We start from the raw sequence: 21,511 nt of genomic DNA, 5'->3' as shown, positions 1-21,511 counted from the left end.
CAAAAAGTTAAAAGTTGATGTTCTTCTAACAATTATTTTATATCGTAATTCAAATTACGTCTTCTTTTTTATAGAAAATCCTTATTTTCGCAAGCTTAATAGAAAGAACGACAAAATGAGCACGAAGTTTCCTGAGTACAAAGGACTTGACTTACCTAAATTAGCTAATGAAATACTAGATTTCTGGCAACAGAATAATATATTCGAAAAAAGTATTAGTGAACGGGATGGAGCAGAACCATTTGTGTTTTTTGAAGGACCTCCTTCAGCAAATGGACTACCTGGTATTCACCATGTAATGGCTCGTGCAATTAAAGATATTTTTTGCCGCTATAAAACTCAAAAAGGATATCAAGTACAACGTAAAGCAGGATGGGACACCCATGGGCTTCCTGTAGAACTTGGTGTAGAAAAAGAATTAGGAATTACCAAAGAAGACATTGGTAAAAAAATTACTGTAGAGGAGTATAACGAAGCTTGTAAAAAAGCCGTAATGCGCTATACAGATATCTGGAACGATCTGACTCAAAAAATAGGATATTGGGTAGATATGGAAGATCCATACATTACCTACAAATCTAAATACATGGAGAGTGTATGGTGGCTACTTTCTCAAATTTATAAGAAAGGGTTATTGTACAAAGGATATACCATACAACCATATTCCCCTAAGGCTGGTACTGGATTAAGCTCACACGAACTTAACCAACCCGGAACCTATCAGGATGTTACAGACACTACTGTTGTAGCTCAGTTTAAAACCATAAAAGATACGTTACCATCTTTTTTACAAGATATAGATGGAGATATTTATCTTTTAGCATGGACCACCACTCCTTGGACATTACCATCGAATACCGCATTAACTGTAGGTTCAAAAATTGATTATGTTGTTGTAAAAACAGTTAACCAATATACTTTTGAGCCCATCTATGTTATTCTTGCTAAAAATTTAGTAGGAAAACAGTTTACTGGTAAATTTAGTACTGTTGAAACTGAAGAAGAAGTAAACTCCTTTAAAGAAGGAGACAAAAAGATACCATACCTTGTTTTAAAAGAATGTAAAGGAACAGACCTTGTAGACATTCGTTACGAGCAACTTATCGATTATGTACAACCATATCATAATCCCGAAAATGCATTTAGGGTAATTGCTGGTGATTTTGTTACTACAGAAGACGGAACCGGTATTGTACATACCTCTCCTACTTTTGGTGCAGATGATGCTTTGGTAGCTAAACAAGCTACCCCAGAAGTACCTGCCATGTTAGTAATGGATGAAAATGATAACCTGGTACCAACTGTAGATTTACAAGGAAGGTTTATCCAGCAAATGGGAGATCTTGGTGGTAAATATGTAAAAAATGAATACTATAATGAAGGAGAAGCTCCTGAGAAATCGGTAGATGTAGAAATTGCGATACAGCTTAAGACAGAAAACAAAGCTTTTAAAGTTGAAAAATATGTGCACAGTTATCCAAATTGCTGGCGTACAGACAAACCAATTTTATACTACCCCTTAGATTCATGGTTTATAAAAGTTACCGATTTTAAAGATCGAATGCACGAACTTAATCTTGGTATTAACTGGAAACCTAAAGCTACAGGAGAAGGTAGGTTTGGTAATTGGCTGGCAAATGCAAATGATTGGAATTTATCTCGTTCTCGCTTTTGGGGAATTCCATTACCAATATGGAGGACAGAAGATGGCAAAGAAGAACTTATTATAGGTTCTATAGAAGAATTAAAATCTGAAATGACAAAAGCTATAAAAGCTGGGGTTCTAGAAGCAGATATATTTGCAGATTTTAATATAGGAGATATGAGTGAAGAAAACTATGATAAAATAGATCTTCATAAAAACGTAGTAGATCAAATTACTCTGGTTTCTGCATCAGGAAAACCTATGAAAAGGGAAAGTGATTTGATTGATGTATGGTTTGACTCTGGATCCATGCCTTATGCACAATGGCATTATCCTTTTGAAAATAAAGAAAAAGTTGAAGGTGGAGAAAGAAAAGCCGACTTTATAGCCGAAGGAGTAGATCAAACTCGTGGATGGTTTTATACCTTACATGCTATTGCAACCATGATATTTGATGATGTTGCTTACAAAAATGTAGTATCTAATGGTCTGGTATTAGATAAAAATGGGCAAAAAATGTCTAAGCGATTAGGAAATGCTGTAGATCCATTTGAAACCCTAAAAGAGTTTGGACCAGATGCTACTCGATGGTACATGATAAGCAATGCAAACCCTTGGGACAATTTAAAATTTGATTCTGAAGGAATTGCTGAAGTTCGTCGTAAATTTTTTGGCACACTATACAATACATATTCGTTCTTTACTCTTTATGCTAATATTGATAATTTTACTTACAGCGAAGCAGATATTACATTAGCAGAACGCCCAGAAATTGATCGTTGGATATTAAGCGAACTACATACATTAATTAAAAATGTAGATTCTTTTTATAAAGATTACGAACCCACAAAAGCAGCAAGAGCAATCTCAGATTTTGTGCAGGAAAACCTAAGTAATTGGTTTGTTCGCTTAAGCAGAAGAAGATTTTGGAAAGGAGATTATCAACAAGATAAAATCTCTGCTTATCAAACATTATACACTTGTATGCTCACCGTTTCTAAACTTGGAGCGCCAATAGCCCCATTTTTTATGGATCGATTATACAAAGATCTAATAGCAGGAACAAAAAAAGAAGCTTTTGAAAGTGTTCATCTGGCAAGTTTTCCAGAATATAATGAGAATTTTGTAGATAGATTATTGGAGCATAAGATGCAAAAAGCACAAACTATCTCCTCCTTAACCCTTTCTTTAAGACAAAAAGAAAAAATAAAAGTTCGCCAACCACTGCAACGTATCATGATCCCTGTACTGAACGATGCAGAAAAAAATGAAATCAATGATATAGCTGACCTTATAAAAAGCGAAGTAAATGTCAAAGAAATAGAACTTATTGACGATGCTTCTGGAATATTAGTAAAACAAATTAAGCCTAATTTTAAAACATTAGGCCCTCGTTTTGGAAAAGACATGAAGCTGATTGCTAATAGTATACGTTCTTTTAATCAAGAAGAAATCAAAATTCTTGATCAAACTGGGCGTTTTGATGTAAAAATTAATGATAAAATTATTACATTAGGTACCGATGATGTAGAGATAAGTTCGCAAGATATAGAAGGATGGTTAGTAGCAAATTCTGGTGCTTTAACAGTAGCATTAGATGTAACTATAAGTCCAGAGCTTAAAAAAGAAGGTATTGCCAGAGAACTTGTAAATCGCATTCAAAATATTCGTAAAGATAGTGGCTTGGAAGTAACTGATAAAATACAAATTGTATTTCAGGAAAATGTAACTATACGAGAAGCTATTGCTACGAATGAGGATTATATTAAAAATGAAACCTTAACCGAGACAATTGAATTTGTAGCAAATGTAATAAATGGTACAGAAATTGCGTTTGACGACATTGCAACCCAATTGATAATTAAAAAACATTAAAGAAGTATGGCAGACGATATCAAAGTAAGGTACAGCGACGCTGATTTAGCAATGTTCAAGGCAATAATCCTTGACAAAGTAGAAAAAGCTAAAAAAGATTTGGATTTGCTAAGAAGTGCTTACAAAAATGATGGGAATAATGGTACGGATGATACCTCACCGACATTTAAGGCATTCGAAGAAGGTAGTGAAACAATGTCTAAAGAAGCTAATACACAGCTTGCAATTAGACAAGAAAAATTTGTGCGTGATTTAAAAAACGCTCTACTAAGAATTGAAAATAAAACCTATGGTATTTGCCGTGTTACTGGAAAATTAATCAATCCAGAACGTTTAAAACTAGTTCCGCATGCTACATTAAGTATTGAAGCAAAAAATATGCAGGGATAAATTCTAATAAAATAATACACACTAAGCCTCACAAGTACAAAACTTGTGAGGCTTTTTATCTTATAGCAAAATATAAATAACCTGTGATTTAAAAAAAATAGGTTTTTAGCACTGAAATGCTAATTTTCGATACAAAATTCTTAGCAGAATTTCACTCCTTTATATTTGTTTACAAAGAATTAGTAAAATCCATAACCTCGGAAAATTAAACTCCACAAGATGGATTAAAAACGGACACATTTCAGATGAATCGAACTCAGATTATTAGTAGTAGAAACTAACCAAAAACTTAAGATATTGTAAATATAACAAGGTTTACCTTTTGAAAAATTCATGCTGTTTATCTGTTATTTTAAACCAAATTAAAGTCTATTTATATTGTAAGAATTTTGAATTTGAGTTTCACTAATAAAACACTATTTTTGTCCGTCGCTTTTAGTATCCAAGCAAACTAATGTATCTATGTCTATAAAGAAATCTATTCTGGTTATAATTTTAGTGTTACTGATTGATCAAATCTCTAAAGTTTATATCAAAACTCATTTTACCATCCACGATAATGTAGAAGTTTTTGATTGGTTTAGAATTATATTCGTAGAGAACAAAGGAATGGCTTGGGGGTTTGAGCTTCCTGGAAATTATGGAAAACTAATCCTTACTCTGTTTAGATTGGTTGCAATTACAGGTATCGGCTATTGGCTTTATGATTCTGTACGCAAAAATAGCGCCCCAATACTTACATTTTGTATAGCGTTAATTTTTGCAGGTGCATTCGGAAATATCATTGATTCTATTTTTTATGGTCTTCTATTTAGTGAAAGTACAGCTATAGAGGTTGCAACATTTTTACCTGAAGGAGGAGGATATGAAGGAGTTTTTTATGGTAAAGTTGTAGATATGATCCAGTTTACTTTTTATGATGATATTTTACCAGAGTGGATCCCTTTTTGGGGTGGTGAACATTTTTCTTTCTTCGACCCTGTATTTAATATTGCTGATTCTGCAATAAGTGTAGGTGTGTTTCTACTTATTATTTTTAACAAAAAAGCTTTTCCTAAACAATAACCCCAGCTTAATACCATTTACAATTTGAATTTACCGTAATAAAATGTTCTTTTTTCGCCTCAAGTAAACTCAAACTACAAATGGTATAACTTTAAAAATTGGTTGCTAATTATTACCCTCCGTTCCGATTACTATTTGCATGTCTTAAATTGGCGCATTTCAAATTAATTTGAAAACTGTAAGCCTATTTTAACCCATTTTATGCAGTAGAAAATCTATTACATCTTGTAGCTGCTACAAATCCAGATGCGATGCTAAACTCAAGAAAATGACTGTATTTATGGCTTCTTCAAGCTTCATTACGAAGTTCTACTGCATGAAATGGGTTTAATACGATTTACGAATAAAAATCTCGACAAATCCTGTCTTGAATCTGCCGAAAGGCTTGAGATGACATGGAGAAAATTATACTTCGGCAAGCTCAGCAGGGCTATCTAGAATAGATTTTTAGTACTGAAATCTATTTTCGAGACCTTCAAAAAAAATCTACAAGTAAGTTCTTATAGCGGATTAAAACGCACAGTTTTTAAGGGTGTAATGCAAAAATCAAGACGTATATCTATATCGTTTACATCCTTGATTTCGGCTTCAGCTTCAAAAAATGAAAGTCCTATTTTAAGAGTTTCAGAACCGCATTTTGCTAAAAATTTATCATAAAACCCTTTACCATACCCCACTCTATTTCCTTTAGTATCAAAAGCTAATAATGGAACAAAAACCACCTCTATTTTATCTTCCTGGATTTCGATTCCATCTACTGGTTCTGGAATTCCCCATTCATTTTTTTTCAACACTGTTGTGTCTAAAAGTAAAAAATGAGCTAATGTATTATCCTCAAAATTACTTTTAGATATAATTACATTCTTATCCTTTCCTTGAAGTATGTTTAATATATACTCTGTATTAATTTCTTTATGCTGATCTATTGATAAAAAAACATGATAAAATGATTTTTCCCAAATTGGTAATTTTAGTAATTGATTAGCTATATCAATACTTAAATCCTCAATTTGCGTATCACTTAAGTCTGATCTTAAAGCTTTATATTTAGCTCTTAATTGTTTTTTATTCATTAACTAGTTCTTTGGTTATATGAAAAATAGCATCTCCTTGATATACAATTGGCGCTTCATTTAGATTAATCACATATCCATCATTAGTAGATTTAACTACATGTCTAAGTTTACCATACGGATCTGTGATTGTTGCCAAAATCTCTCCTTTTACTACATGCTTACTTATAGGTATCTTTATATGTAGTAAACCACTGTATTTTGCACGTACCCAAAAACTGTTTTTAATTATTATGCTATCTGAAGCTCTTATTGGTACTTCAAACTTTGTATCCAACATTTCTAAATGATGTAATATACGCATTGTACCTTTCACTCCTTCTATAGCAATTTCCTTACTACTGTTTTGAGACTTCCCTCCTTCAAACAATAATATGTCTTTTCCTTTTTTAGCACAGGCAGCACGATAAGAACCATCTAGATTTTTAGATAAAAGAGTAAAAGGGGCATTAAATTTTTTTGCCATCTCTACCAATCTTTCATTTTTGGGGTCCACTCTAATATGCGGCGCATTAAATCTGCTGGCGCCTCCTGTATGAAAATCCAAACAAAAATCTGCTACTGGCAAAATTTCGTTAACAAACTGATACGCAAAACGGCTTGCTAAAGATCCTTTTTTGGTTCCAGGAAAAACTCTGTTTAAATCTCTTCCATCTGGAAAAAAACGATCCATGTTTAAAAAACCAAAAACATTAAGTACAGGAATACATATAATGCTTCCTTTGACAGGTTTATTGATTTTTTTTGCAATAATTTGCCTTACCACTTCGACTCCATTAATCTCATCTCCATGAATCCCCGCAGTAATAAGCACTATAGGGCCTGGCACCTTTGATCTTTCGATAATAATAGGTATTTCTACTTTGGTAGATGTATACAGCTTAGCAATATTAAAATTTATTGTTGTACTGGTTCCTGGCAATACCTCTTTACCAAGAATATTAAGTATGTTTTCTACTTTTCTCTTTGCCATATAGTTTATATGCTTCTTTCTATATAACGAATAATACTTTTTGCTATATCTTTTCCTGTTGCCGTTTGGATGCCTTCTAAGCCAGGAGATGAATTTACTTCGAGAATCAATGGCCCTCTTGCACTTTGCAACATATCTACTCCTGCAACCCCTAATTTTAAAGCTTTAACTGCTTTTATTGCAGCATTCTCCTCTTCATCAGTCAAGGCAATAATAGATGCGCTCCCTCCTCTATGCAAGTTTGATCGAAATTCTCCTTCCCTTCCTTGTCTTTTCATAGCTCCTATGACCTGTCCATCAACTACCAACACTCTAACATCTGCTCCTTTAGCTTCTTTCACAAACTCTTGAACGATTACTCTTGCCTGTAAACCATTAAATGCCTCCAGTACAGACTCTGCCGCTGTTTTTGTTTCTGCCAATACAACTCCTAGCCCTTGTGTTCCTTCTAAAAGCTTGATAATTAATGGAGCTCCCCCTACATGAGAAATAACCTCAGAAACATCTTTAGAATAATTAGTAAACACTGTTTTTGGCAATCCTAGACCTGCTTTAGATAATATTTGTAAGCTTCTTAATTTATCCCTAGATTGCACTAAAGCCTGTGATTGGACTGTGGTAAAGACATTCATCATTTCAAATTGTCTAACCACAGCAGTACCATAAAAAGTTATAGAAGAACCAATTCTTGGAATTACCGCATCTACATGCTCTAACTTTTTACCTCGATAATAAATTTCGGGTTTTTTCTTTTCAATTACGATATCACAACTAAGTGGATCAATTACTTGTACATTATGTCGCCGTTTTACTGCTGCCTGAACAAGTGCATCCGTAGAAAACAAACTCGCACTTCGCGACAATATTTTTATATTCATGATGATTTTTGGTTATAAGACTAATTTTATAGTTGTGAATCCACTAAAAATTTTCTGCTTAAAAATTTATGATCCGAGTATATTAGATTACAAATTCTCTTATAAAGAGATAGTGTGGGATTTATAAGATAGTGTTTTATAAAAAAAATAGTTTTCTTTTTAATAGTATTCTTAATTTTTATATTGATTCTTACCACTATATTCTATAATTATTAAATATAAATATTTTACTATTATATCTTTTATATACAACATCAAAAAAGAGGTAATATAACAATTGGTTAACTTACCTTATATTAAAATTATAAACAATCCAAATATATAGCTCTTTGTTTTATTGCTCTTTTTTACTTTCTTTTTTCAAAAAAATAAATTCCTATAAAGGCTACTAAAGTAATAAAAATCAATTAGCATTATAACACATCCATTCTTTTTAATAAAAAACAGCTTTTTAATATGGATTTAACAAAATTTAACCTCTTAATATTTGCCTTTCAATTAAGGTAAACTCTTAACTTTACCATCATAATATGCAAGAAGCAACTTTAGACATACAGATTAAAACATTGCCCACCAGTCCTGGCGTATACCAATATTATGACAAGGAAGATAAATTACTTTATGTAGGGAAAGCAAAAAATTTAAAGAAAAGAGTAACTTCTTATTTTACAAAAAATCATGATAGTTATAGAATAAATGTTCTTGTAAAAAAAATTAAAAATATACGTCATATTGTTGTTGAAACAGAGACCGATGCCCTGCTTCTTGAAAACAATTTAATTAAAAAACACCAACCTCGTTTTAATGTAATGCTTAAAGACGATAAAACGTATCCATGGATCTGCATTAAAAAAGAACGTTTTTCTAGAGTATTCCTTACCCGAAACCTTATTAAAGATGGATCAGAATACTTTGGCCCTTATACCTCTGTAAGAACAGTACATATTCTCTTAGATCTTATCAAAGGACTATATCCTCTTAGAACATGTTCTTATGATCTATCTCAGGAAAAAATAAATAATGACAAATATAAGGTGTGCCTAGAATACCATTTAGGAAATTGTAAAGGGCCCTGCGAAGATTTGCAGGATGAAAAAGAATATACTCAAAACCTGGAAGCTATTCGACAAATTGTAAAAGGCAATTTCAAAGATTCTCTAAATCGTTTTAGAGATCAAATGACTGCTCATGCTGAAAAAATGGAGTTTGAAGATGCGCAACGAATTAAAGAAAAGATACAAATACTTGAAAATTATCAAGCAAAATCAACGGTAGTCAATCCTAAAATAAGTAATGTAGATGTTTTTTCTATTATATCAGATGAGTCTTATGGATACATTAATTTCCTTCAATTATCATATGGTTCAATTATTAGATCCCATACTACAGAAATCAAAAAAAAGCTAGAAGAATCTGACAAAGAGCTTTTAGAACTTGCTATTATCGAGCTTCGACAACGTTTTGATTGTACCTCCAAAGAAATATATGTGCCTTTTAAAGTAGCCGTTGGTGAAAATCTAAAAATTACTGTTCCACAATTAGGAGATAAAAAAAAGATCTTAGATTTATCGATAAGAAACGCTAAATACTACAGACAAGAACGTTTTAAGCAAATCAAAATTATTGATCCCGATCGACATACAAATCGATTGATGGCACAAATGAAAAAAGACTTAAGGTTACCTGAAGAACCTAGACATATTGAGTGTTTTGACAATTCTAATATCCAAGGAACCAATCCAGTTGCTGCATGTGTGGTTTTTAAAAATGGAAAACCAAGCAAAAAAGAATATAGAAAATTTAATATCAAAACTGTAGAAGGAGCCAATGATTTTGCTTCGATGGAAGAGGTTGTGTACCGCAGATACAAACGTTTAACCGAAGAAGAACAACCACTGCCACAACTCGTAATTGTAGACGGAGGAAAAGGACAACTCTCTTCTGGATTAAAGGCTTTGGATGAATTAGGATTAAGGGGTAAAATAACTATTATAGGTATTGCAAAACGGTTGGAAGAAATTTATTATCCAGGAGACTCCATACCTTTATATCTCGATAAAAAATCAGAATCCCTAAAAGTCATACAGCATCTACGTAATGAAGCACATAGATTTGGAATAACTTTTCATAGACAAAAAAGGAGTAAAGCTGCTTTAGATACAGAATTAGATACAATACCAGGAATAGGAGAAAAAACAGTAATAGAGTTATTAAAACACTTTAGATCTGTAAAAAGAATAAGTGAGGTTTCTAAGCAAGAATTAGCCGAAGTAATTGGCGATTCTAGAGCAACCAAAGTATATAATTATTATCTTTCTAAAAAAGAATAAAAGTGGTCATTCACAATATCTCAAGATTATTTCTAAGCCTCATAACATGTATAGTATTACTTATTCCAAATATAATTTGGTCACAAGAAAAAGAAATTCATGAAGAAAAAATTCATGATGTATCCTCTATAAAAGACATAAAAGTAGGCTTGGTATTGAGTGGTGGTGGAGCAAAAGGGCTTGCACATATTGGTGCTTTAAAAATAATAGAAGAATCTGGGGTACGTATTGATTATATCGGAGGCACAAGTATGGGAGCAATAGTAGGAGCCCTTTATGCATCTGGATACAATGCCGCAGAATTAGATTCTATATTCAAAGCCGTCGATTTTAACGCTTTTATACAAGATGAATTACCAAGAGCCGCAAAAACTTTTTATGAACGAGAAGATTCAGAAAAATACGTGGTAAGCCTACCTTTTGATAAATTTAAAATTGACTTGCCCAAAGGGTTATCTAAAGGGCAAAATTTTTATAACCAATTTTCAAGATTTACAGCTCATGTAAACGATATAGAAGATTTTAACGACTTGCCGATTCCTTTTTTTTGTATGTCTACAAATATTGAAACAGGAAAACAAGTTCTTTTAGACAAAGGATATTTACCAGAAGCAGTTGCAGCAAGTGGTGCTTTGCCTTCTGTTTTTAACCCTGTCGAATTAAATAATATTTTAATGACCGATGGAGGTGTAGCCAACAACTACCCCATAAAAGAAATTAGAGAAAAAGGAGCTGAAATAGTAATAGGAATTGATGTGCAAGATAGCTTGATGTCTAAAGAACAATTAAACTCTGTAACTAATATCATGCTACAAATTAGCAATTTTAAGACCTATGATGCTATGAGAGCTAAAATTTCTGAAACAGACCTATATATCAAACCTTCGATAGCAGATTTTTCAGTACTATCCTTTGATCAAATCGACAAAATCATTGCTAACGGAGAAAAAGCAGCTTTTGCAAAGTATGAGGATTTAAAAAAAATTGCAATGCAACAAAAATCAAATCCAAAAAAAAATACTATTCCTAAAAGCTCAAAAAGCATACTCGTGAATAGCTTAGTTATTTTAGGAAACGAAAGATATACAAGAGCATATATTAAAGGAAAATTAAAACTAAAAACACCTAGCATTACAACTTATGAAAAATTAAATGAAGGAGTCAATAATTTATCCGCTACAGGAAATTTTGATCGCGTAAATCATAGATTAATAGACACAAAACAAGGTAAAGAACTTATTCTTAACGTAAAAGAAAGTGAAAGCAAAATGTTATTACGATTTGCACTTCATTATGATGATCTATACCAAACAGCTGCTTTAGTAAATGTAACTCGAAAAAGTTTGTTTGTAGATAACGATGTGCTTTCTGCTGATATCGTTCTGGGAGACAACATAAGATATAACTTGGATTATTATGTAGATAAAGGTTTTTATTGGAGTACTGGATTAAAAGCTAGCTATACTAAATTTAATAAAGCAATTGATTTCGATTTTATCGGAAGATTTAGAGAAATACCCGATTTAAATATAAACACCATAGATATAGAATACAGTAACCTTAATGCTCAAGCTTATGCAGAAACATTATTACAACAAAATTTCTCTGTTGGTTTAGGAGCAGAATACAAACGTCTTAGCATTATTTCTGAAACATTTGGGGAAGATGAAAATCAAATTCCAAGAACTATATTTGATGATAGTGATTACTGGAGTGCCTTTGGATATATTAAATTAGATACCTACGATAATAAATATTTTCCTAAAAACGGATTTTTATTCGAAGGAGACATACATACTTATCTTTTTTCGACTGATTTTACTAATAATTTTAATGAATTTTCTATTGCCAAAGCAGAATTTGGATATGCTACACCATTATTTGGTAATCTTGCAATGAATATCAGCTTAGAAGCAGGTACAAAAATTGGTGATGCTTCTCTAAACTCCCTTGATTTTCTTTTGGGAGGTTTTGGAGCAAAAACAATTAACAATTTTATTCCTTTTTATGGATACGATTTTTTAGCCATCACAGGGCAAAGCTTTGCTAAAAGCTTAATATCGTTAGACTATGAAATGTTTAAAAATAATCATATAAACCTATCTGCTAACTTTGCCAATGTAGGCAATAAATTGTTTAGCACAGGCAAATGGCTTGAAAGTGCAGAGTTTTCTGGATATGCCCTTGGTTATGGTTTAGAAACTTTTGCAGGACCGATACAAGTCAAATATTCTTTTTCTCCAGAACTAGATGAAAGTAACTGGTTTTTCAGTATAGGTTTTTGGTTTTAAAACAAGTATATCCTTAAAAGAAGAGAAAAATTTACGACATTTGTAATGCTATCAACTTGTTCTGGCAGGATTTACTATTATTACATTACTTTATTAAACGAAAACACTGAATAAGATAAAATTGTTATGTATTTGTCTTATAAAAAAAAGTAGTTAATACCTTAAATTTACAACAACATGCCCTTTTATCACTCTCTAGGAAAAATACCACCCAAGCGCCATACCATCTTTAAAAAACCAGATGGCAACCTATATTACGAACAATTATTTGGCACAATAGGTTTTGACGGGATGTCTACGAATCTATATCACTGTCATAGACCAACACAGGTAAAAGAAATTAAAGGGAGCTATAATATAGCTCCAAAATTAGCTATTAAAAACAATATTAAATCATATAGACTCCATGGCTTTAAAGTATCTCCAGAAAAAGATTACTTACAAAGTCGAAAAAATATATTGACTAATAGTGATGTTAGCATTATTTTATCTGCACCTCAAGAATCTACGTCGGATTACTTTTATAAAAATACCGATGCAGATGAGCTAATTTTTGTGCATCGAGGCAGTGGAAAATTCCGAAGTCATCTAGGTAATCTCGACTTTAAATACGGAGACTATATACTTATTCCTAGAGGAACTATTTATAAACTCGATTTTGACACTACAGATAATCGATTTTTTATTGTAGAATCAAGAAGACCTATTTATACTCCAAAAAGATATCGCAATTGGTTTGGTCAATTATTAGAACATTCTCCATATTGCGAAAGAGATCTTAGAGCACCATATGAGTTAGAAACCAATGATAAAAAAGGAGATTTTTTAATCAAAGTAAAGAAACAGGATGAAATTTTTGACATGATCTATGCCACACATCCTTTTGATGTAGTTGGGTATGATGGATTTAATTTTCCTTATGCATTTTCTATACATGATTTTGAGCCTATCACTGGCAGAATACACCAGCCACCTCCTGTCCATCAAACTTTTGAAACAGATGCTTTTGTAGTATGCTCTTTTGTTCCTAGATTATATGACTATCATCCAGATAGCATTCCCGCTCCATATAATCATAGTAATATTGATAGTGACGAAGTATTGTATTATGTAGATGGAGATTTTATGAGCAGAAATGACATTGATTCAGGCCATATTTCTTTACATCCTGCAGGTATCCCACATGGGCCACATCCAGGAGCAGTAGAACGAAGCATTGGTAAAACCAAAACAGATGAATTAGCTGTTATGGTAGACACCTTTAAGCCACTTATGATTACCGATGAAGCTATGAAGATAGCAGATGAAGAATATCATAAATCTTGGTTGGAATGATAAACGTAAAATATTTTAACTAAAAATATTTATTATGCTAAATTATAGAAAAGATATTACTGCACACTTAAGAGCTATGTGGTAAGTTGTATTGAATCTAATTATTCATAACAAAATCTATCGCATTTTTTTAATCAACGATCTCAGAACAAACTCTGAGGTATGTTTTCAAAAACACATTTTGTTTTCGAGAAAATCCTCGAACAATTAAAAACCCTCTGTGAGGGATTAAACCATTAAAAACAAAATAATATGTCCACTAATATACCACCTCAAAACTTAGAAAAAATCATTCCTGAAGCAGAAGATTTTTTGCCTCTTTTAGGAACAGATTATGTAGAACTTTATGTAGGTAACGCAAAACAAGCCGCCTATTACTACCAAACAGCCTGGGGTTTCCAAATAGTAGCTTATGCCGGTCTAGAAACAGGACGTAAGGATAGTGTGTCTTATGTAATGCAACAAGATAAGATACGATTGGTTCTTACCTCTCCTTTACAACCCGATGGGGATATTAATGATCATATAAATGCCCATGGAGATGGTGTAAAAGTAATAGCCCTTTGGGTAGATGATGCTACTAAAAGCTATGAAGAAACTATTAAACGAGGTGCTAAATCTTATTTAGAACCTAAGGTTGAAAAAGACAAAAATGGTAGCGTTATTTTTTCAGGAATTCACACTTATGGAGAAACTGTTCACATATTTGTAGAAAGAAAAAATTATAACGGTTCTTTTTTACCTGGATATATGCCAGTAAACAAACCATACAAAACAGAGCCTACTGGTTTAAAATTTATAGATCATATGGTCGGTAATGTCGGTTGGAACGAAATGAACAAATGGTGTGAGTTCTATGCCAAAGTAATGGGATTTGCCCAATTAGTATCTTTTGATGATAAAGATATCTCTACAGAATATACTGCCTTAATGAGTAAGGTGATGAGTAATGGCAACGGGCGAATCAAATTCCCCATCAATGAACCCGCAGAAGGACGAAAAAAATCTCAAATCGAAGAATATATAGATTTCTATAACGGAGCAGGAGTACAACATATGGCTTTGGCTACAGATAATATTATAGAAACTGTTTCAATACTTCAAAATCGAGGAATAGAATTTCTTACCGTACCTGCCAGTTATTATGAAACTGTTTTGGATCGAGTAGGTGAAATAGATGAAGACCTTGCTCCCCTTAAAGAATTAGGTATTCTAATTGATCGTGATGACGAAGGCTATTTACTTCAGATTTTTACAAAGCCTATTCTAGACAGGCCAACCATGTTTTTCGAAATCATACAACGCAAAGGAGCGCAATCCTTTGGAAAAGGTAATTTTAAAGCCTTGTTTGAAGCTATCGAAAGAGAACAGCAACAAAGAGGCACTCTATAAATACCTTATTTTTTACTCTTTCTTGTTTGTCAATTATAATAATTGACAAACAAGAAATCTGTATTTATTTAAAAAAACATAAGATTTTCTGTAAAATAAATTACTTAATAACGGTATACAACAGGTAATCTCTTTCCAAAAAAAATATTAAAATGAAATTAGCAACAATAAAAAACGACACCCGAGACGGACAATTAGTAGTAGTAAATAGAGATTTAACCAAAGCTATAAGAGTTTCTGAGGTTTCTAAAACATTACAAGAAGCAATAGATAATTGGGATACTATCGCTCCTAAGCTAGAAAAAATCTATCAACAATTACAAAACGGAACAGCATCCAACACTTTTGATTTTGATCCTACACAGGCAATGGCTGCAATTCCAAGAGCATATCATTGGGCAGATGGTAGTGCTTATGTAACTCATGTTGAGTTAGTAAGAAAAGCCAGAAATGCAGAATTACCAGAGACGTTTTGGACAGATCCATTAATATATATGGGAGCTTCAGATGCATTTATTGGTGCAAATGATGACATTAAAATCGAAAATGAAGATTGGGGAATAGATTTTGAGTCTGAAGTAGCAGTAATCACAGACGATGTTCCCGCAGGAGTAAGTGTAAAAAATGCCCAAAAACACATCAAACTTATAGCAATTATTAATGATGTTTCTTTAAGAAATCTAATCCCTAACGAGCTATCTAAACAATTTGGGTTTTATCAATCAAAACCTTGGACTTCATTTGCACCTGTAGTAGTTACCCCAGACGAACTTGGTAACTCCTGGAGTGATACCAAAGTACATTTACCATTAATATCTACATTAAATTCTAAAATCATAGGCTCTCCTAATGCTGGAATTGATATGACATTTAATTTCGCACAATTAATTGCTCATGCAGCCAAAACAAGATCCCTAATGGCGGGATCCATAATAGGATCTGGCACCGTAGCAAACCAAGGTAGCCCTAATGGGTCTAGTTGCTTAGCAGAAGTTCGTTGTTTAGAAATCATAAAAAATGGTAAAGCCTCTACTCCTTTTATGAGTTTTGGAGATCGTATCGAAATCGAAATGAAAAATGAAACAGGTAATTCTATTTTTGGAAAAATAGATCAAACAGTAAAATCATACAAACCTATGTCCTAAATAACAAAAATCTCTCTTTACTTAAATTACATTTTTCTCAAAATTTGAGAAAAATGTAATTTTTAAAGCAATCAATATAATTTTTTGTTAAAATCAATAATAAAAAAACGTTTTCGTTTGATAATTATGCAAAAAAAGTTCACATTTGCAAATGTAGGTGGAGTGGTTACTACCTATATCTAAAACAATAATTATTCTCATAATTTAAGTTTTTAGTTGGTTAATAAAAGTAAAAAAGAGAGCTGTGGTGGCTCTCTTTTTGTTTATATTTTTAGATTTGATAACAATATTCATTTTTATCTCTTCACATTAAATAGTACTTTTGGAATGGATATTGTAATTACATAATTAATTATATGTATGTTAAATTATAATAATGCCCTAAACTATGAAAAAGTATATCCTAATATTACTTTTAGTAATAAGTTCAATTTCTGCTATAGCACAAGAAAACCATAAAGCATTTGATTCTGGCGAATGGTTTAGATTCAGGATTCACTACGGATTATTTACCGCAAGTTATGCTACACTTGAAATTAAAGATGAAAAACTTAATGGAGTTCCTGTACATCATATAGTTGGTATAGGTAAGTCCTCTGGCTTTTTAAGTGTCTTTTTTAAAGTAGAAGATTATTACGAAACTTATATCGATAAAAACCTGGTCAAACCATACCGATTTATTCGAAAAATAAATGAAGGAGGACATACTAAAGACATAGAAATCAACTTTAATCATCAAAAAAATGAAGCTTTAGTATTTAACAAAAAACATAATACCAAAAAATATTTCTCTATAAAACCAGGTGTGCAAGACATGATGTCCTCATTTTATTACTTGAGAAATAAGATCAATACATCCTCCTTAAAAAAAGGAGATGAACAATATGTAAATATGTTTTTTGATAACGAAAATTATCCTTTTAAGTTAAAATTCTTGGGTAGAGAAATTATTAAAACAAAAATGGGTAAAATTGCTTGTTTAAAATTTAGACCATACGTTCAGGCAGATAGGGTTTTTAAAGAAGAAGAAAGTATGACCGTATGGATAAGTGATGATGATAATCGTATGCCAGTAAGAATAAAAGCAGATATATTAGTAGGTTCTATAAAAGCAGATTTAGACGCCTTTAAAGGGCTTAAGCATCCATTTAAAATTGTAGTAGATTAATGAATGATATTATAAAACCTGAGATTGCTGAAAAGATAAAGCAACTAGAAAAAAAATTTCAAAATTCTGGCCAGGATCTAGGGTCATATCTAGATGGATTACTTCATGATAGATATTTAACCTATTGGGATTATATTCATTTAGATACTTTGTTAAGTTTACAAATACCAAAAACACATTTTCCTGACGAAGAAATATTTATTACCTATCATCAAATTACAGAACTCTATTTTAAATTAATTATCCACGAACTAAAACAAATTGTGGATGATAAATTACAAACTGCAGAATTTTTTACTACAAAGATCCATAGAATAAATCGCTATTTTAAAGTACTCATAAATTCTTTTGATGTTATGATTAAAGGGATGGATAAAGAACAGTTTCTTAAATACAGAATGTCTCTCCTACCTGCTAGTGGTTTTCAATCTGTACAATTTAGACTAATCGAAATTTATTCTACTCCACTAGCTAATCTTGTAAATACTAAAGAAAGAGAACTGTTTTCAGAAAATAAGTCTCTAGAAGATATCTTTGAACATTTATACTGGAAATCTGGCGCTACCGATAAAGAAACTGGAGAAAAAACACTCACTCTAAAACAGTTTGAATACCGATACACTCCAAGAATGATGCGTATTGCTCATCAAGTAAAAAGTAGTACTATTTATCATAAATACCTTGAACTACCAGAAAAAGAGCAAAATAATGTGCACCTTATCGAAGCATTACGTACTTTTGACACTAATGTGAATATTAATTGGTTATTAATGCACATGGGTGCCGCCTTTAGGTATCTCAATAAAGAGAAAGGAGAAGTTTTGGCTACAGGAGGAACAAATTGGAAAAAATTCTTACCTCCCAGTTTTCAAAAAATACAATTTTTTCCTACACTTTGGAGTGTGGAAGAAAAAGAAAACTGGGGCCAGCAATGGGTTACCCATCAATTTAATACCACAAAATAAAACAGTCGTCAGTTGAAGCAATTTGGTCACCTACTACTTATAATGGTAGTATTATTTTCATGTAATACAGAAAAAAAAGAAAAAAAAACTATAGTTCCCGAAATTACTAAGGCAAAAAAAAAACCTCCTGTAATAAAAGAATTTGGTTATATCCTAGATGATTTCAATGTTGTAAAAGACACCATAGAACCAGGGGATAGCTTTGGTGAAATCCTAGATACTCATGGGATAAGCAGAGCAAAAGTTTTTCAAATTACTAATGCCATTAAAGATACATTTAACGTCGCCAGAATCCAAGCAGGAAAACCCTATATGCTTCTTAAAACCAAAGACACTACACAAAAAGCCCAAGTGTTTGTATATCAAAATAATAAAATAGAATATACCGTAATTGATTTTAGAGATAGTATTATTGCCAAAAAAAGAAAAAAACCTATAAAACTCGTAGAAAAAACTGCCTCTGGAACTATAAATAGTAGTTTGATGCAAACATTTGACGATATGGATCTTAATTTTTTGGTTGCCTATAATATGGCAGATATTTATGCTTGGACTATAGATTTTACAAGATTACAGGCGGGAGATAGATTTAAAGTAGTATATACCGAAAAATTTATTGACGATACCATTCCTGCTGGAGTTGATAAAATCAAAGCATCCTATTTTGAACATAGAGGTAAACCAATTTATGCCTTTAGATTTATGAATGATTCGATTCATAAAGTATTCGATTATTTTGATGACCAGGCAAATAATTTACGGAGAGCATTCCTTACTGCTCCAGTAAAATTTAGTAGAATTTCTTCTCGCTATAACCTTAAACGTAGAATAAAATATTATGGCAATAAAGTAAGACCGCATAGAGGAACCGATTTTGCCGCTCCTATTGGCACCCCTATATTAGCAACTTCAGATGGAATTGTAACCAAATCCGAACGCAAAGGTGGTAATGGTAAATATGTAAAAATAAGACATAATGCTACCTATGACACACAATACCTGCATATGAGCAGACAAGCAGTAAAAGTAGGTCAATTTGTTAAACAAGGAGATGTTATAGGATACATAGGTATGACCGGTAATACTGGAGGCCCTCATGTCTGTTATAGATTCTGGAAAAATGGTAAAGAAGTAGACCCATTTAGAGAAGATCTTCCTGCGTCAAAACCATTAGCCGATAGTCTTAGACCAGCATTTTACAAACATATTGAACCTTTAAAAGTAGAGTTAGACAACATTATTTTTAAACCAAAAGAAATTTTATAATCCATTATGACTTTACCAACTATTAACCCTACCACCACAAAATCTTGGGAAGCACTAAAAACACATTATCAAAAAATAAAAAACACCCATCTCAAAGATTTTTTTAAACAAGACCCTAGTCGCGCGCAAGATTTTTCGATTATATGGAAAGATTTTTATGTAGATTATTCCAAAAACAGAATAGACTCTACTACCAAAAAGCTACTAGTAGATCTTGCCAAAGAAGTAAAACTTGATGAAGCCATACAGCTTTATTTTAATGGAAGTATTGTTAATGAAACCGAAGGCCGGGCGGTTATGCATACCGCACTTAGAGCCCCTTCTACCAATTCTATAAAAATTGATGGTAAAAATGTAGTTCCAGAAATCACTGAAGTAAAAGAAAAAATAAAAACCTTTAGCAATCAAATCATTTTGGGGGATCGCAAAGGATATACCAATAAACCTTTTACCGATATTGTAAATATCGGTATTGGAGGCTCCGATCTTGGTCCTGCAATGATCACCGAGTCCTTAGCTTTTTACAAAAACCATCTTAACATACATTTTATCTCTAATGTAGATGGGGATCATGTACATCAAAATCTAAAAAAACTAAACCCAGAAACCACTTTATTTGTAGTAGTATCCAAAACTTTTTCTACACAAGAAACTTTATCTAATGCTACTACAGCAAGAAACTGGTTTACCAAAAATGCTCCAAAAGATGCTGTCAGCAAACACTTTGTAGCCGTATCGAGCAACATCCCTAATGTCACCAACTTTGGAATAACTCAAGAAAATATCTTTCCTCTATGGGATTGGGTAGGCGGTCGCTTTTCTTTATGGAGTGCGGTTGGATTATCCATAAGTCTATCGGTAGGTTTTGAAAATTTTGAATCCCTATTACAAGGAGCTTATGAAATGGATGAACATTTTAAGAACACTCCTTTTGAAGAAAACATTCCTGTATTACTAGCGATGTTAAGTATATGGTATAACAACTTTTTTAATATAGAAAGTGAAGCTATAATACCGTACTCCCAATACTTACATAGGCTACCAGCATATCTACAACAAGGTATTATGGAAAGTAACGGAAAGAGCGTAGATCGTAATGGAAAACCTATCTCTTATCAAACAGGAACTATTATCTGGGGAGAACCCGGAACAAATGCACAACATGCTTTTTTTCAATTAATTCACCAAGGCACTAAACTAATTCCTTCAGAATTTATAGGTTTTAAAAACTCTTTATTTGAAGATCAAGAACATCAAGATAAGTTAATGGCTAATTTTTTTGCACAAACAGAAGCCTTGATGTATGGTAAAACAGAAAAAGAAGTCGTAGGCGATTTAGTATCCAAAAACTTATCTCCAGAAAAATTAAAACAATTAATCCCATTTAAAGTTTTTACAGGCAACAAACCCACTACTACCATTTTAATCGACACCCTTACTCCTAAAAATCTAGGAGCATTAATATCGATGTATGAACAGCGTATTTTTGTACAAGGAATAGTATGGAACATCTTTAGCTATGATCAATGGGGAGTAGAACTAGGTAAGCAATTAGCTACTTCTATATTATCTGAAATCAGCAGTAAAAAAATTGGAAGTCACGACTCTTCGACCAATGCACTTTTAGAAAGATATATGAAAAAAAGTAATAGATAATTTTTATGATATACTCTTTCTATATCTAGTTAATACTACTGAGTAAAATAAATCTAAGAACTCG

Annotated in this window: 15 protein-coding genes; 12 read left to right on the top strand and 3 right to left on the bottom strand. The window is 32.2% G+C overall.

Going from position 1 to position 21,511, the window contains the following annotated elements; translation table 11 throughout:
• Positions 1–115 precede the first annotated feature (115 nt).
• The 3 genes from ileS (at position 116) to H527_RS0106175 (ending at position 4,975) form a co-directional block, all read left to right on the top strand.
• Positions 116–3,520, top strand: a complete 3,405-nt coding sequence (gene ileS / locus H527_RS0106185; RefSeq protein ID WP_027411898.1) for an isoleucine--tRNA ligase — start codon at positions 116–118, stop codon at positions 3,518–3,520.
• Between the two features lie 6 nt (positions 3,521–3,526).
• Complete coding sequence (locus H527_RS0106180; RefSeq protein WP_027411897.1) at positions 3,527–3,910, top strand: TraR/DksA family transcriptional regulator; 384 nt, start codon at positions 3,527–3,529, stop codon at positions 3,908–3,910.
• A gap of 462 nt (positions 3,911–4,372) precedes the next feature.
• A complete protein-coding gene (locus tag H527_RS0106175; protein WP_027411896.1) occupies positions 4,373–4,975 on the top strand; it encodes a lipoprotein signal peptidase in 603 nt (200 codons plus the stop codon).
• A gap of 500 nt (positions 4,976–5,475) precedes the next feature.
• On the opposite strand, the gene H527_RS0106170 is transcribed toward H527_RS0106175, so the two are convergent.
• The 3 genes from H527_RS0106170 to rimK are packed head-to-tail and all read right to left on the bottom strand — an operon-like array spanning position 5,476 to position 7,899.
• Entirely contained in the window at positions 5,476–6,048 is a 573-nt protein-coding gene (locus H527_RS0106170; protein ID WP_027411895.1) for a 5-formyltetrahydrofolate cyclo-ligase, read from the bottom strand.
• Positions 6,041–7,021 carry a succinylglutamate desuccinylase/aspartoacylase family protein gene (locus H527_RS0106165; RefSeq protein WP_027411894.1) on the bottom strand — a complete coding sequence of 327 codons (981 nt, stop codon included), beginning with the start codon at positions 7,019–7,021 and terminating at the stop codon, positions 6,041–6,043. The genes H527_RS0106170 and H527_RS0106165 overlap by 8 nt, the downstream gene beginning before the upstream one ends.
• 5 nt (positions 7,022–7,026) lie before the next feature.
• On the bottom strand, positions 7,027–7,899 hold the full coding sequence (gene rimK, locus H527_RS0106160) for a 30S ribosomal protein S6--L-glutamate ligase (protein ID WP_027411893.1): 873 nt from the start codon (positions 7,897–7,899) through the stop codon (positions 7,027–7,029).
• Positions 7,900–8,429: 530 nt separating this feature from the next.
• On the opposite strand from rimK, the gene uvrC reads away from it, so the two are divergent.
• The 9 genes from uvrC to pgi all read left to right on the top strand — a co-directional run bounded on the left by uvrC (position 8,430) and on the right by pgi (position 21,447).
• A complete protein-coding gene (uvrC, locus tag H527_RS0106155) occupies positions 8,430–10,229 on the top strand; it encodes an excinuclease ABC subunit UvrC (RefSeq protein ID WP_027411892.1) in 1,800 nt (599 codons plus the stop codon).
• Positions 10,230–10,231: 2 nt separating this feature from the next.
• The gene (locus tag H527_RS0106150) at positions 10,232–12,520 is read left to right on the top strand and encodes a patatin-like phospholipase family protein (RefSeq protein ID WP_229809234.1); all 2,289 of its coding nucleotides are present in this window, start codon (positions 10,232–10,234) and stop codon (positions 12,518–12,520) included.
• Positions 12,521–12,697: 177 nt separating this feature from the next.
• Positions 12,698–13,855, top strand: a complete 1,158-nt coding sequence (locus H527_RS0106145) for a homogentisate 1,2-dioxygenase (protein ID WP_027411890.1) — start codon at positions 12,698–12,700, stop codon at positions 13,853–13,855.
• A 252-nt stretch (positions 13,856–14,107) separates the two neighbouring features.
• Complete coding sequence (gene hppD / locus H527_RS0106140) at positions 14,108–15,247, top strand: 4-hydroxyphenylpyruvate dioxygenase (RefSeq protein ID WP_027411889.1); 1,140 nt, start codon at positions 14,108–14,110, stop codon at positions 15,245–15,247.
• Positions 15,248–15,399: 152 nt separating this feature from the next.
• Entirely contained in the window at positions 15,400–16,392 is a 993-nt protein-coding gene (locus H527_RS0106135) for a fumarylacetoacetate hydrolase family protein (RefSeq protein WP_027411888.1), read from the top strand.
• A 388-nt stretch (positions 16,393–16,780) separates the two neighbouring features.
• On the top strand, positions 16,781–17,560 hold the full coding sequence (locus H527_RS0106130; RefSeq protein WP_027411887.1) for a DUF3108 domain-containing protein: 780 nt from the start codon (positions 16,781–16,783) through the stop codon (positions 17,558–17,560).
• Positions 17,560–18,525 (top strand): tryptophan 2,3-dioxygenase family protein, encoded by a 966-nt coding sequence (locus H527_RS0106125; RefSeq protein WP_027411886.1) that lies wholly within the window; start codon positions 17,560–17,562, stop codon positions 18,523–18,525. The genes H527_RS0106130 and H527_RS0106125 overlap by 1 nt, the downstream gene beginning before the upstream one ends.
• Positions 18,526–18,537: 12 nt before the next feature.
• Entirely contained in the window at positions 18,538–19,791 is a 1,254-nt protein-coding gene (locus H527_RS0106120) for a M23 family metallopeptidase (protein WP_027411885.1), read from the top strand.
• Positions 19,792–19,797: 6 nt separating this feature from the next.
• On the top strand, positions 19,798–21,447 hold the full coding sequence (pgi, locus tag H527_RS0106115) for a glucose-6-phosphate isomerase (RefSeq protein WP_027411884.1): 1,650 nt from the start codon (positions 19,798–19,800) through the stop codon (positions 21,445–21,447).
• Positions 21,448–21,511: the final 64 nt, after the last annotated feature.

Source organism: Aquimarina muelleri DSM 19832 (assembly GCF_000430665.1).
GTDB lineage: Bacteria > Bacteroidota > Bacteroidia > Flavobacteriales > Flavobacteriaceae > Aquimarina > Aquimarina muelleri.
The sequence above is the reverse complement of the archived record's forward strand: the minus strand, read 5'-3'. Positions and strand labels throughout refer to the sequence as shown.